The sequence below is a fragment of the Bacillus sp. JJ675 genome (assembly GCF_036963165.1).
GTDB lineage: Bacteria > Bacillota > Bacilli > Bacillales > Bacillaceae > Bacillus > Bacillus glycinifermentans.
In genome coordinates, this window is the sequence record NZ_JBALMR010000009.1 from 68,787 (window position 1) to 82,285 (window position 13,499).

Genomic DNA, 13,499 nt, shown 5'->3' on the forward strand with positions numbered 1-13,499 from the left:
CGGGAGCGGGGGAAACCAGGAATCCGTCGTTCGCGCGGGGCTGCTCGGCCTGCCGCTCGTCCTTGCCATCATCGGAGGGAGTCCGCTTCACTTTGCTCCGCTTGTTGAGCTTTATCAAAAAGCGGCCGAGCATGCGGGGCATGACGCTTCAAAGCTCCAAGTCGCCTCTCATTCACACGGATTTATTGCCGAGGATACGGAGACGGCTGCCGAACAGTTTTTCCCTTCGACTCAGCAGGCGATGAATACGCTCGCCCGTGAGCGCGGCTGGGGGCCGTATACCCGTTCAAGCTTTGATGCTGCACGAAGCTTTGAAGGAGCGCTTTATGTCGGGGATCCTGAGACCGTAGCTGAAAAAATCATTCATCTTCGGAAACATGTAGGGATCACAAGGTTTATGCTCCATGTGCCGGTTGGATCGATGCCGCATGAAGAAGTCATGAAGGCGATTGAGCTTTTTGGAAAGGAAACGGCGCCGCGCGTCAGGGAGGAAGTGTCTCGCTGGGAAGCGGCGCAATAAGTACGAGGCCCGCATATTGTGCGGGCCGCTTTATTTCATGTAATGCTTTTTAAAATCGGGATGGATCGAAAATTTGCGGCGCAGATTGATGAGGTTTTCCCCGAAGCTTTCCTCCAGTACGCCGCGATGCTTCGCCATGATTTCCATGAGGTACAGATCGTGGATCATCACTTCCGTAATCGGCATCACCAGGCCTACGTGCATCGTCCAAGCGGCGCGGCTGTCTTTCCCCTGCGAGACGATGCCTGCTACGACTTCAGAATCGTCTACGCTGAATACAAGCCACCGGCCGTCATACTCTTCTGTAATCTCGCGGCTCCTGTCATGCAGGTATACGTTCGCGAAATCTGCCTCAATGCCGCCGTAGGCGATAATCGTAACGATGACGCCTTTATCTGCGGCTTGTTTCAGTTCTGATTCAATTTCTTTAAAATCCTCTTTCCAAATTTCCAGAAGAATTCTTTTTTGGGCGGATAGAATGCACGCCTTTACTTTATCGAGGATTTCGCTTCGTCCTGTAATGTTCCAAATATTTTCGCGGTCGTTTGCAGAACGCTCGAACTTCTCGAAATATTTTTCAGCCTGTTCAAACGTCTCCTCCGCTTTTAAGCGGCGGTTTTTAATGAGCTCTTTGGCAGGTACGGGAATGTACTGCGGCGTGTTGCCGTAGCTCACAAAAATATCCCCGCGAATCACAAGGCTTTCCAGGACTTCGTATATTTTTGAGCGCGGGACGCCGGATTTTTTTGCCACTGCATAGCCTGTCAGCGGAGATTCTTCTAATAAAGCGAGGTATGCTTTTGATTCATATTCGGTGAAATTCAGGTTTTTTAATATTTCTAAAATGTTATCTTTCATAGATCCTCCTCACGTCAAGGAATAGTCGCTACCTTTGTAACTCATATTTTAGCCGGACGTATTGATTTTTTTCAAGCGCACTGATACACTTTTTAAGTAGTTACTCAGGTAGTCACTATAAAAATATCGTGTATGGAGGGAGAACATCGTATGGATAGCCTTGTGTCATACATAGCGATTGCCGCCATGATGGTCGTCATACCGGGAGCCGATACGATGCTGGTTGTGAAAAACACGCTTCGGTACGGTCCGAATGCGGGCCGCTGCAATGTTCTCGGATTGGCGACAGGACTTTCCTTCTGGACGCTGATTGCCATTCTTGGCTTAGCCGTTGCCATTGCGAAGTCTGTGGTTCTTTTCAGTACGATCAAATATTTGGGGGCCGCCTATTTAATTTATTTAGGCGTAAAAAGTTTCTTTTCCAAAAGCGCCGTTTCGATGGAAGACATTCAAGTGCAAAACGAGAACCTTAAACATTCCTCAAAGCGCCACTATAAAGATTCTTTTTTACAGGGCTTGTTAAGCAATATTCTCAATCCAAAGACCGTTTTGGTCTATATCACGATCATGCCCCAATTTGTCAATTTGAAGGAAAGCGTGAATCAGCAATTGATTGTGCTCGCGTTAATCCTTACTTTCCTGGCCGTGTTTTGGTTTCTGATCCTTGTTTATCTCATTGATTTCGCAAAAAAATGGCTGAGGAACGCAAAGTTTCAGAAGGTCTTTCAAAGAACAGCCGGGTTGGTGCTGGTAGGCTTTGGCATCAAAACCGGGTTAAATTAAAAAAAGGAGTGAGAAACAGAACTCACTCCTTTTTTATTTATATTTCTTCAATACGATTGCGGAATTGTGTCCGCCAAACCCAAATGAGTTTGACAGTCCGACATTCAGTGAGGCTTTGCGGGCGCCTTCCCGTACAATGTCCAAGTCGCACTCCGGATCGGGATTGTCCACATTCATCGTCGGCGGGATGATGCCTTTTCTCAAACTTTCCGCCAACGCGATGGCCTCTGCACCGCCGGCTGCGCCGAGCATATGGCCAAGCATCGATTTATTGGCAGTAACCGGGACTTTGCCGGCGTGATCGCCAAACAGTTTTTTGATAGCCAAAACCTCAGAACGGTCGCCAACCTGCGTGCTTGTGGCGTGAGCGCTAATCACATCCACCTCATCAGCTGCTATATTCGCTTTTCTAAGCGCATTATTCATCGCCGCATATGCTCCCTTTCCTTCAGGATGCGATGCCACCATATGATGCGCATCCGAGCTCGCGCCATAGCCAATGACTTCGCATAAAATAGGGGCATTCCTTAATACGGCGCTTTCCAATGATTCCAATACCAATATACCTGCACCTTCGCTCATTACAAAGCCGTCCCGGTCAATATCAAATGGCCGGCTTGCCCGGGCAGGCTCATCGTTTCTCGTTGACAAAGCATGGGCATTTCCGAAGCTGGCCAATGACAATTCCGTAATCGCAGCTTCGCTTCCTCCGGCAAAGATGATATCGGCTTCACCGTTTTTAATCGCAAGAAATGCTTCGCCAATCGAAGTATTCCCGATGGAGCATGCGGTTACAGGTGATAACGACGGGCCCAGCGCTCCCAATCTGATGCTGATTTGAGCCGCTGCTGCATTTGATATCATCATCGGCACCAGGCTTGGGCTTACTCTTCCCGGCCCCCGCTCATTCATTACGTTCACCTGGTCAATCAATGTATGAATGCCGCCGATTCCTGAACCGACATATACGCCTAAACGTTCACGATTGGTCTTATCAAGCTGCAATCGGGATTGTTCCAGCGCTTGTTCAGCGGCTGCCAAGGCAAACTGGGTAAAGCGGTCCAATCGTCTGGCTTCCTTCTTTCCCCATCTTCCTTCTGCGTCAAAGTCGCGGACAATACCCGCTATTTTTGTTTTGAGCTGGGAAGTATCCAGTGTATCGATTGAAGATATTCCGGATTCTCCGCTAACTAAACGGTTCCAAAACGTATTGACATCATTGCCCAGAGGAGAAATAACTCCCATACCGGTAATGACGACTCTTTTCATAGCAATTCCCCCCTTGAATATATTCTCAATTTTAACGGTTTCGTATCCTATTACAAGTTGTAGATTATCATAGTATAATGAGTACCATGATAAGAAAGGAGACGCACATGAAACCTGAAACAAGACTTCAAGCGCTATCGGAGTTTTTGAAAACCCAGCGTTCCAAAATTCATCCGCAAATGGTCGGACTGCCGACAGGCACCCGCAGAAGAACGCCGGGCTTACGAAGGGAAGAAGTCGCTCAATTGGCAGGCGTCAGCACAACATGGTATACGTGGCTGGAACAAGGCAGGGATATCAAAGTGTCCGCCGCGGTATTGGATTCCGTCTCAGATGCCTTGCAGCTAAACAAGGACGAGCGGAATTATTTATATGCCCTTGCATTTGAAGAAGGGGTGAAACAGGCGTCCCCGATTGAAACCGAGACAAAGATCAGCCCGGCTTTGAGCAAAATCCTGCAGGAGCTTCGCTATTGCCCGACGATCATATCAGACAGAAGGTGCCACATTGTCGGGTGGAACGAGGCAGCAGCCCATGTGTTTATAAACTTTGACCAAATTCCGCCAGAAGAGAGAAATCTTATACGGCTACTGTTTTCAAGAAAGGAATTCCGGAGTCTTGCGGTAAACTGGGAGCATTTTGTGAGAGGATTTATCGCCATTTTCAGAACGTATTACGGGCAATATGTTGCCGATGACTGGTACTCGCAGTTCATAGAAGAGATGGAACAAGCCTATCCGGAATTTCATAAATTGTGGAATGAAAGCGAGGTAAGCTCGGCGCCGGAAGTATTGATTGAATTCCGCCACGCCAGGGCCGGAAAAATGCTGTTTAACCTGACGTCGCTGCAGGTGCAGGGGGATGCCGATTTGCGATGCAGCGTCTATACGCCTGTCGAAAATACGGAAACCGAAGCCAAGCTGAAGCGCCTGGTCGAATCGCGGTGATTGTCATAGGGCCTTTCTTCTATTAAGAAAGGCCCCTTTACATGAATCACGTTCTCGCCGCAAAAATTTGAAAGGTCACGCCGAACGGATCAATGACCATGCCGTATGCCGGGCTGAAGTAAGTCTTTTCGAGTTCAATCACGACCTTTCCTTGTTCCCGGAGTTTTTCATAGAGCCGTTTTGCTTCGGAAACCTCGCTCGCCGTCACGCAGATGGAGAGCTGATTCCCGTTTTGAAAAGGCAGCTCCGGGATGATATCTGCGATCATGATGCTTGTTTCGCCGATTTTTAATACGGCGTGCGCGATAAAGTTTAATTCGTGTTCTTCAAATTTTGCTGCTTCATCTTCAGGCCCTTCTCCTATCGTCTGTTGAAAGACGACCTCGGCGCCTAACGCCTCCCGATAGTACTCGATTGCTTGTTTTGCTTTTCCGTCCATCAGGATGTACGGGGTGAGCTGTAATGACATAAAGAAACATCTCCTTTTTTGTTGATCTAAAGCGATTGTATATTATAATGGTGACAACTTATGTCATGGTTATCATTTTTTTGGAGGTATACATGTCAAAAGCGAAAAGATTAAATGAAATGATGTTGATGGTGAATCGAAAGAAGCGATTTACTGTTGGAGAGTTGGCGCAGGAATTCGGGGTTTCCAAAAGAACCGTGCTGAGGGATTTGCAGGAGCTTAGCGAGATGGGGGTTCCCCTTTATTCCGAGACGGGGCCGCACGGCGGTTACCAAGTGTTAAGCGAAAGAATCCTTCCTCCCATCGCGTTCAGCGAGGATGAAGCGGTCTCGATCTTTTTTGCGATTCATGCGTTAAGGCATTACATATCTCTGCCGTTTGACGCCCAATACGAATCAATCAAGAAAAAATTTTACTTAAACCTTGCCGGAGATATTAGGGAAACGATCGACAGCATGAAAGACCGCGTTGATTTTTTCTCTGCCCATCAGCAAAAAGACGACATCCCGTTTTTGCGATTGCTGCTGGATGCGGCCGTTCGGCAGGAAGTCGTCGCCATCAGTTATGAGTCGGGCGGCGCGGCCACGGAGAGAAAGATTCAGCCGATCGGCATATACGCAAATCAAGGAAAATGGTATTGTCCGGCCTATTGTTTTTTGAGAAATGATTATCGAATGTTCAGATGCGACCGCATCAGTTTTGCGGAACGGGACGATGAGACGGAGCCGATTGACCTGGCCGATGTTGATTTGAAAAACCGGTTTTCAGTTCTCGCTCTCCCCCGGGATATGCTTGAGCTCCGTGTCGAGCTGACGGAAAAGGGCGCAGAGCGGTACGGCTCCGTCAAATGGCCGCATATTGAGCTGCACCGGAGAGAAGACGGCTCCGGGGTTCTGAAAGGACATATCTCACGGCGCGACCTCGGCTTCTTCTCCGAGTATTTTATTTCTTACGGCCGGGAAGCCGTTATTGAAAAGCCTTCAGAATTAATCGAAAAGACAAAGGATACGCTGCTTGACATGATAAATCAATACGAAAAAAATACAACTCCGGGTTGATCTTGCTTTAAGACCCGGGCTCATGTTTGAACGCCGGATTCCTTGCTACACTTGACAGGACTGATTGTTAAAGGAGAGGAATAGATTGAAGACATTAGGTCCGGCAGGGATGAAATGGCTGAAAATCGCTCATATCTTATTAGCGGCCCTGTTTTTCGGCGGCATCATGAGCTCTTTGGCATTGAACTTTGCGGTGAATTTGGCTGCGTATCATGAAACGTTTGACTTCTACCGGCATACCGTAATCATCAGCGATTATATCATCAGAATCGGAGCGGTCGGCACTTTGCTCATCGGACTTCTATACGGCATCTTTACAAAATGGGGATTTTTTAAGCATAGATGGATCGCGGTAAAATGGGTGCTTTTCATCATCCAGACGTTCATCGGAATCTTTATCGTCGATCAATTGATGGAAGCGAATATGGCGATGCTTGAGGCGGGGAAAGCTTCGGCTTTGAACAGCCCCGTTTTCATGCACAATCACACTTTAAGACAATATGCCGCCATTGTCCAAACCGCAATAACGGTTTTTATCATTTGCATTTCTGTATTAAAGCCGTGGAAAAAGAAAAAAACGGCGCCGAAAAAGAATGAATCCTAAAAAAAAAAAGCGTCATCTGCCGATAAAAAGACATTCTCAAAGAGTTTGAGAGTGTCTTTTTTGTCTCAAAAGGTTGACGCGAGATTTAAAGTTAAGTATCATTACAAATGTGATATAAATATTACATTTATGTTACAAAGATTAAAAATCATGAGATTGAAAGAGGTTTAACTTGAGATATGTCGATACAAAAAGCAATGGCGGCATTAGGTTTTTTAGTCCTAACGGCTTTATTGCTGTTTACGATCAATAAGAGTTCATCGCTTATCAATGCTTCCCCTAATAAAAAAGCGGCCGTCTATACGGAGGTTTACAAGGGGAAAGAATCTTTGTCCTATCCGAAATTCAGCGATTTAAAAGACAAGGATTTGAAAATGATCAATAATGCGATTGGGCGCCATATGAAAGCCTCTTATCAAGAATATGAAAAGTTGAAAAAAGAGGCGGCTCAAAGCGGCGGGGAAAGCGCGTATGAAACGTCCTATAAAGTAAATTACAACGACGGGGAAAGGCTGAGCTTTTTCATCTATGACTACAAATATACCGGCGGGGCGCACGGGGTGTATACCACCACATCCTATAACTATGATTTAAATGAACATAGGCGGATTACGCTGCTGGACGTGTTAAATAATCAGGTAAAAATCGAGAAAGCGAAAAACTACATTTTCAGTTATATTAACAAGCATTCGGAACAATTTTATTCTGACCTTAAAAAGAGCGATATCCGTTTAGATCAAGATACTGCGTTTTATTTTACGGACAGCGGGATTTCCATTGTATTTCAGCAGTATGATATCGGGCCGTCTTCTTCCGGAAACCAGGAAATTAAGATTCCTTCTTCATTTTTATATTAGGCAGACATCTTTTTTAGGCAGGATTAACGTATCGAACTGAAGCAGGAGAGTGAGAAGGATGTCTGTCAAACCATCGAATCGATGGATTAACATCGTAATCTTTATTAGTATTTTCATAGTGTTGGCGGGGTGCTCTTCCAATAAGGCGGCAGGCCATGCAGAGGCCAAAAAACAAGAAAAGGGCAGCGGCCGATCCGGCATCGGGGTCGAATCTTTGGTCAGCGACAGCGAACAAGAGAGGTATGCTGTCCATTACCCGGTTTTTCATATAAAAGAAATCGATGACAGGTTAAAAAAATACGTCGACGGAGAACTGAACCGTTTTAAGAAAGAAAACGAACAAGCGCGCGCCCGTAAAGAAAGCGGGCCGTTTGAATTAAATATCAAGTATAAGGTTGCCTATTATTCAAAGCAGGCTGCTGCGGTTGTTTTAACCGAATACATAGAAACCGGCGGAGTGGGAAAGACGTCGATCAAAACGTTCAATGCCGATTTGAAGCACAAAAAAATGCTTGACCTGGACGATCTTTTTGTGAAAAACTCCGATTTTCTGTACAGGATCGCAAACATTTCTTATGAACAATTAAAACGCAAAAATCCTAACGCAGACGCCGACCTGTTAAGGGAGGGAACAAGCCCTCTTGAAAAGAACTTCAGCCGCTTCGCCCTTCTTGAAGACGAGATCGAATTTTATTTTGAGAAAGGGCAGACAGGCTTGGAGCAGTCCGTCAAAATCGAAAAAGACGAATTAAAAGATATTTTGCGAGATCAATATAAAAGCATGATAAAAAATAAGACGGCGCAGGAAAAGCCGAAGCATAAAGGCGCCGTTCCGATTCCGAAGGAAAAAATCCGCGTGAATCCGAATGACAAATTCATCGCGTTGACGTTTGACGACGGTCCGAACCCCGCTCCGACAAATAAAATCCTTGACGCGTTAAAAAAATACGACGGCCATGCGACTTTCTTCGTCTTGGGAAGCAGAGCCCAATATTACCCGGAAACGATCAAAAGGATGCTGAAGGAAGGAAATGAAGTCGGCAACCATTCCTGGGACCATCCATTGCTCACAAGGCTTTCAAAGGAAAGGGCATATAAGGAAATTAATGATACTCAGACCATCATTGAGAAAATCAGCGGCCATTTTCCGACACACTTAAGGCCTCCATACGGCGGCATAAACGATTCCGTCCGCGGGCTCACGAATTTAAAAATCGCTTTATGGGACGTGGATCCGGAAGACTGGAAATATAAAAACAAAGATTACATCGTCAATCATGTCATGAGCCGTGCAGGGGACGGAAAAGTCATTTTGATGCACGATATTTACGCTACATCCGCCAGCGCGGCCGAGGAGATTATCAAACGGTTAACAAAGCAAGGCTATAAACTGGTTACGGTAACACAGCTTGAAGAGATTCAAAAACAAAGAGGGCATTAAGACTGCGGAGAAAGTGTTCAATCGAATGCTTTCTCCATATTTTTATCCCGTGGGAATTATAGGAAAAATGATATTTGTCTAAAAATTCTCTCTATTATATGATGATCAATGATCATGAAGAAAGGGGAGAGGAAAATGGTTTTCAAGCGCAAGCTTTTATGCTGCGTGCTGCTGCTTTTCATTATGCTGCCGGCATCGAAAACGGATGCAGCAAGTCTGAACGGCACGCTGATGCAGTATTTCGAATGGAATCTGCCCAATGACGGACAACATTGGAAGCGTTTGCAAAATGATGCGGGATATTTATCGGACATCGGAATAACGGCGGTATGGATTCCGCCGGCCTACAAGGGGACGAGCCAATCTGACGTTGGATACGGTCCGTATGATTTGTACGATTTGGGAGAGTTTGATCAAAAAGGGACGGTGCGGACGAAATACGGGACAAAAACGGAGCTTCAGTCAGCGATCGGTTCGCTTCATTCCGAGAGCATCCAAGTGTATGGCGATGTTGTCCTTAACCACAAGGCGGGTGCCGATCAAGCGGAGGACGTAACCGCGGTTGAAGTGAACCAGGGCGACCGGAATCAGGAAACATCCGGAGAGTATCCAATCAAAGCGTGGACGCGATTCGATTTCCCCGGGCGCGGCAGCACTTACAGCGATTTTAAGTGGCGCTGGCATCATTTCGACGGAACCGATTGGGACGAGTCCAGAAAGCTGAACCGCATCTATAAGTTTCAAGGGAAGGCCTGGGATTGGGAAGTATCAAGCGAAAACGGCAACTACGATTATTTGATGTATGCGGATGTTGATTATGATCATCCCGATGTTGCGGCGGAAATGAAACGATGGGGAACCTGGTATGCAAACGAGCTGCAGTTGGACGGCTTTCGTCTCGATGCCGTCAAACATATTAAATTTTCGTTTTTGCGCGATTGGGTGGATGCTGTCAGGCAAACAACAGGCAAGGAAATGTTCACGGTGGCCGAGTATTGGCAAAATCATCTTGGCGAACTCGAAAACTACTTGAATAAAACAAACTTTAATCATTCCGTTTTCGATGTGCCGCTCCACTATAATTTGCATGCCGCATCTTCGCAGGGCGGCGGTTATGATATGAGACAGTTGCTGAACGGAACGGTCGTTTCCAAACATCCTTTGAAAGCGGTTACATTTGTCGACAATCATGATACACAGCCGGGACAATCGCTCGAGTCTACGGTACAAACGTGGTTTAAGCCGCTCGCTTATGCGTTTATTTTGACAAGGGAAGCCGGCTACCCGCAGGTTTTCTATGGGGATGTGTACGGGACGAAAGGCTCGTCATCGCGGGAAATTCCCCCGCTCAAAAGTAAAATAGAGCCGATTTTAAAGGCGCGCAAACACTATGCATACGGAAAGCAGCACGATTATTTCGATCATCACGATATCGCCGGCTGGACGAGGGAAGGCGATCCATCTGTCGATCGATCAGGTTTGGCGGCTTTAATCACAGACGGTCCGGGCGGATCAAAGTGGATGTATGCAGGCCGGCAAAATGCCGGAGAGACATGGTATGACATCACCGGGAACCGCTCAGATTCCGTTACCATTAATTCGGACGGCTGGGGGCAGTTTCATGTGAACGGCGGCTCGGTTTCGATTTATGTTCAGAGGTGATAAGGTCAGGCAGCAGATTTCCTGTAGGAAATCTGCTTTTTTATTTCTTCGCTTTGATTACGTAATATAATACATTTTAACAAATTGTCTTCAGTTCCGGGCAGTTTGAATAAGCGCATGTGAGGCGGGATGAAAAATGGCAACGTTGTCAGATGTAGCAAAAAAAGCAAATGTGTCGAAAATGACGGTATCGCGGGTGATCAATCATCCTGAGACGGTGACGGACGAGCTGAAGAAGCTGGTTCATTCTGCGATGGAAGAGCTGAATTATATTCCTAACTATGCGGCAAGAGCGCTCGTTCAAAACAGAACACAGGTTGTGAAGCTGCTCATCCTTGAGGAAATGGATACGACAGAACCTTATTATATGAACCTGTTGACCGGGATCAGCCGGGAGCTGGATCGCCATCATTATGCATTGCAGCTTGTGACAAGGAAATCTCTCAATATCGGCCAATGCGACGGGATTATTGCGACGGGCTTAAGAAAAGTTGATTTTGAAGGAGTGATCAAGGCTTTTGAAAAGCCGGTTGTCGTTTTTGGGCAAAACGAAATGGGCTATGATTTTATCGATGTGAACAACGAAAAAGGCGTTTATATGGCAACCCGCCACGTCATGGGCCTCGGAAACAGGAATGTCGTCTTTTTTGGGATCGATTTGGATGAGCCCTTTGAACGCTCGAGGGAAAAAGGATATCTTCAGGCGATGAATGAAGGATTGAAAGAAGCAAGGATGTTCCGAATGGAAAACAGCTCAAAAAAAAGCGAATGTCTGGCGAAAGAGCTGCTGGCATCTCTGGAGGGGCCGGCTGCGTTTGTCTGCGCTTCCGACCGCATTGCGCTCGGCGTCATCCGTGCGGCCCAGTCTCTGGGGAAGAGAATTCCCGAAGATACGGCAGTCACCGGATATGACGGCGTTTTTCTCGACCGCATTTCATCGCCCCGCTTGACAACGGTCAGACAGCCCGTCGTTGAAATGGGAGAAGCATGTGCAAAAACGCTGCTGAAAAAAATAAATGAAGGCGGAGCCCCTCAAGGGAATCGATTTTTTGAGCCGGAGCTGATCGTGCGGGAATCGACTCTGTAAGAGCATGATTCTGTTACCGTTAACAGGATGAAAAAGATTGTTCCTCTGATTACGGCATGATAATTTCAACGTGTGGCCGGTCAGCATAAATCAAATGCAAAGGAGGAAAACGAATGGAATATGCAGCAATACATCATCAGCCTTTCAGCTCTTATGCCTATCCTTATGACGGGAGGACACTGCATATCAAGATCCGCACGAAAAAAGGCGATGCCGATGAAGTCCGGTTGATTTGGGGCGATCCTTACGAGTACGCGGCAGAAGAGGATACGAAGGCCGGCAGGTGGCTGAGGACAGAGCAGCAGATGAAAAAAATCGCCGTAACAGAAGCGCATGATTATTGGTTTATTGAAGTGGTGCCGCCGCATAGACGGCTGCAATACGCTTTTGCTTTAAGAGGCGCCGGTCAGGAGGATATTTTTTACGGAAGCTCGGGCGCCTGTCCGTATAACGAAAAAACGCTGGCGGCGATTCACCATTATTTTAAATTTCCGTTTGTTCATGAAATTGATGCGTTTCAAGCACCTGAATGGGTCAAATCAACGATTTGGTATCAAATTTTTCCGGAGCGTTTTGCAAACGGCAGAGAAGACTTGTCACCGGAAAATGCTTTGCCTTGGGGAAGCAAGGACCCGGGCGTACACGATTTTTTCGGCGGGGATTTGCAGGGGATCATCGACAATCTTGATTATTTGGAGGACTTGGGGGTTAACGGAATCTATTTGACGCCGATCTTTTCCGCGCCCTCCAACCATAAATACGACACATTGGATTACTATTCCATCGATCCGCATTTCGGCGATCCGGAGCTTTTCCGTACGTTGGTCGATGAGCTTCACGGCCGGGGGATGAGAATCATGCTTGATGCCGTTTTCAATCATATCGGCAGCGCTTCGCCGCAGTGGCAGGACGTCGTGAAAAACGGCGAACGATCACGCTATAAAGACTGGTTCCACATTCATTCTTTTCCCGTCGAAGAAGGCCGTTATGATACGTTTGCGTTTACGCCCGACATGCCGAAGCTCAATACCGCCAATCCGGATGTTCAGTCGTATTTGCTTGATATTGCGCTGTACTGGATCCGCGAATTTGACATTGACGGCTGGCGTTTAGACGTGGCAAATGAAGTCGATCACGCTTTTTGGAAGAGATTCAGGCAAGCCGTATCTGCCGAAAAGCCGGACGTGTATATTTTGGGGGAAATCTGGCATTCAGCCGAACCTTGGCTTAGAGGAGACGAATTTCATGCGGTAATGAATTATCCGTTTACAGAGCCGATGATACAGTATTTTGCGGACCGGGCGATTCTTCCATCGGAAATGGCACACCGTATAAACGCGCATTTGATGAACGGGATGCAGCAGGTCAATGAAGCGATGTTTAATTTGCTCGACAGCCACGATACAGGACGGATTTTGACCAGGTGCCGCCATGATGAGAAAAAGGTGCGGTCTTTATTGGCCTTTATGTTTGCCCAGACAGGTTCTCCGTGCATCTATTACGGGACGGAAATCGGGCTTGACGGCGGACATGATCCGTTGTGCCGGAAGTGCATGGTGTGGGAAGAAGACAAGCAAAACAAAGAAATGCTTGCGTTTATGAAGCGGCTGATCGCATTGCGCAAACGGGAGAATGCGTTATTCACTTATGGGCGCCTCGAGTGGAACGTGCTGGATGATCAGCGCGGCTTTATCAGCTTTTCGCGGGTCGGCGGCGGCAAAAAACTGATCTTTTTCTTTCATCAAGGGAGCGAAGTCCGCCGCATCAGTTTGCAGGATGAGGTCGAAGAGCATCGGAAATTATACGATGCGTGGACAGAAAAGCGGCTTCATCATACAGATGTGATTGACATTCATCCGGGGGAATTTTTTATTTTGGGCGCAGTGTAATTCTGTTACCGGTAACAATCCGAAAGTTGTTGTAACCGCTTTCTATCGAGGATTA

Annotated in this window: 13 protein-coding genes; 10 read left to right on the forward strand and 3 right to left on the reverse strand. The window is 46.9% G+C overall.

Annotated elements, in window-relative coordinates; all coding sequences use genetic code 11:
- Positions 1–520: LLM class flavin-dependent oxidoreductase (locus V7126_RS02700; RefSeq protein ID WP_335496564.1), on the forward strand; the 520-nt coding region annotated here is incomplete at its 5' end.
- Between the two features lie 30 nt (positions 521–550).
- Here V7126_RS02700 and V7126_RS02705 read toward each other — a convergent pair.
- A complete protein-coding gene (locus tag V7126_RS02705) occupies positions 551–1,378 on the reverse strand; it encodes a TrmB family transcriptional regulator (RefSeq protein ID WP_175075854.1) in 828 nt (275 codons plus the stop codon).
- A gap of 150 nt (positions 1,379–1,528) precedes the next feature.
- Between V7126_RS02705 and V7126_RS02710 the strand changes: the two genes are divergently transcribed.
- Positions 1,529–2,161, forward strand: coding sequence for a homoserine/threonine efflux transporter (locus tag V7126_RS02710; protein WP_046132005.1), 633 nt, complete (start codon positions 1,529–1,531; stop codon positions 2,159–2,161).
- 33 nt (positions 2,162–2,194) lie between these two features.
- Here V7126_RS02710 and fabF read toward each other — a convergent pair whose 3' ends face one another.
- Positions 2,195–3,430 carry a beta-ketoacyl-ACP synthase II gene (fabF, locus tag V7126_RS02715; protein ID WP_175075855.1) on the reverse strand — a complete coding sequence of 412 codons (1,236 nt, stop codon included), beginning with the start codon at positions 3,428–3,430 and terminating at the stop codon, positions 2,195–2,197.
- 107 nt (positions 3,431–3,537) lie between these two features.
- On the opposite strand from fabF, the gene V7126_RS02720 reads away from it, so the two are divergent.
- Positions 3,538–4,377, forward strand: a complete 840-nt coding sequence (locus V7126_RS02720; protein WP_335496567.1) for a helix-turn-helix transcriptional regulator — start codon at positions 3,538–3,540, stop codon at positions 4,375–4,377.
- 46 nt (positions 4,378–4,423) lie between these two features.
- On the opposite strand, the gene V7126_RS02725 is transcribed toward V7126_RS02720, so the two are convergent.
- A complete protein-coding gene (locus V7126_RS02725; protein ID WP_335496569.1) occupies positions 4,424–4,846 on the reverse strand; it encodes a VOC family protein in 423 nt (140 codons plus the stop codon).
- Between the two features lie 92 nt (positions 4,847–4,938).
- On the opposite strand from V7126_RS02725, the gene V7126_RS02730 reads away from it, so the two are divergent.
- The 7 genes from V7126_RS02730 (at position 4,939) to V7126_RS02760 (ending at position 13,444) form a co-directional block, all read left to right on the forward strand.
- Positions 4,939–5,904: a helix-turn-helix transcriptional regulator gene (locus tag V7126_RS02730; RefSeq protein WP_335496572.1), complete on the forward strand. Its 966-nt coding sequence runs from the start codon at positions 4,939–4,941 to the stop codon at positions 5,902–5,904.
- Positions 5,905–5,989: 85 nt separating this feature from the next.
- Entirely contained in the window at positions 5,990–6,508 is a 519-nt protein-coding gene (locus V7126_RS02735; RefSeq protein ID WP_335496575.1) for a DUF2269 family protein, read from the forward strand.
- A 179-nt stretch (positions 6,509–6,687) separates the two neighbouring features.
- Positions 6,688–7,365: a DUF3298 and DUF4163 domain-containing protein gene (locus V7126_RS02740; protein ID WP_335496578.1), complete on the forward strand. Its 678-nt coding sequence runs from the start codon at positions 6,688–6,690 to the stop codon at positions 7,363–7,365.
- Positions 7,366–7,423: 58 nt separating this feature from the next.
- Positions 7,424–8,806, forward strand: a complete 1,383-nt coding sequence (locus V7126_RS02745; protein ID WP_335496582.1) for a polysaccharide deacetylase family protein — start codon at positions 7,424–7,426, stop codon at positions 8,804–8,806.
- Positions 8,807–8,941: 135 nt separating this feature from the next.
- Positions 8,942–10,468, forward strand: a complete 1,527-nt coding sequence (gene amyS, locus V7126_RS02750; protein ID WP_438823788.1) for an alpha-amylase — start codon at positions 8,942–8,944, stop codon at positions 10,466–10,468.
- A 136-nt stretch (positions 10,469–10,604) separates the two neighbouring features.
- Entirely contained in the window at positions 10,605–11,555 is a 951-nt protein-coding gene (locus V7126_RS02755; RefSeq protein WP_335496587.1) for a LacI family DNA-binding transcriptional regulator, read from the forward strand.
- Positions 11,556–11,668: 113 nt separating this feature from the next.
- On the forward strand, positions 11,669–13,444 hold the full coding sequence (locus tag V7126_RS02760) for a glycoside hydrolase family 13 protein (protein WP_335496590.1): 1,776 nt from the start codon (positions 11,669–11,671) through the stop codon (positions 13,442–13,444).
- Positions 13,445–13,499: the final 55 nt, after the last annotated feature.

Excerpts from the sequence above, each read along its gene's own strand:
- V7126_RS02705 (WP_175075854.1), bottom strand. The coding sequence starts at position 1,378 with ATGAAAGATAACATTTTAGAAATATTAAAAAACCTGAATTTCACCGAA.
- V7126_RS02710 (WP_046132005.1), top strand. The coding sequence starts at position 1,529 with ATGGATAGCCTTGTGTCATACATAGCGATTGCCGCCATGATGGTCGTC.
- fabF (WP_175075855.1), bottom strand. The coding sequence starts at position 3,430 with ATGAAAAGAGTCGTCATTACCGGTATGGGAGTTATTTCTCCTCTGGGC.
- V7126_RS02720 (WP_335496567.1), top strand. The coding sequence starts at position 3,538 with ATGAAACCTGAAACAAGACTTCAAGCGCTATCGGAGTTTTTGAAAACC.
- V7126_RS02725 (WP_335496569.1), bottom strand. The coding sequence starts at position 4,846 with ATGTCATTACAGCTCACCCCGTACATCCTGATGGACGGAAAAGCAAAA.
- V7126_RS02730 (WP_335496572.1), top strand. The coding sequence starts at position 4,939 with ATGTCAAAAGCGAAAAGATTAAATGAAATGATGTTGATGGTGAATCGA.
- V7126_RS02740 (WP_335496578.1), top strand. The coding sequence starts at position 6,688 with ATGTCGATACAAAAAGCAATGGCGGCATTAGGTTTTTTAGTCCTAACG.
- V7126_RS02745 (WP_335496582.1), top strand. The coding sequence starts at position 7,424 with ATGTCTGTCAAACCATCGAATCGATGGATTAACATCGTAATCTTTATT.
- amyS (WP_438823788.1), top strand. The coding sequence starts at position 8,942 with ATGGTTTTCAAGCGCAAGCTTTTATGCTGCGTGCTGCTGCTTTTCATT.
- V7126_RS02755 (WP_335496587.1), top strand. The coding sequence starts at position 10,605 with ATGGCAACGTTGTCAGATGTAGCAAAAAAAGCAAATGTGTCGAAAATG.
- V7126_RS02760 (WP_335496590.1), top strand. The coding sequence starts at position 11,669 with ATGGAATATGCAGCAATACATCATCAGCCTTTCAGCTCTTATGCCTAT.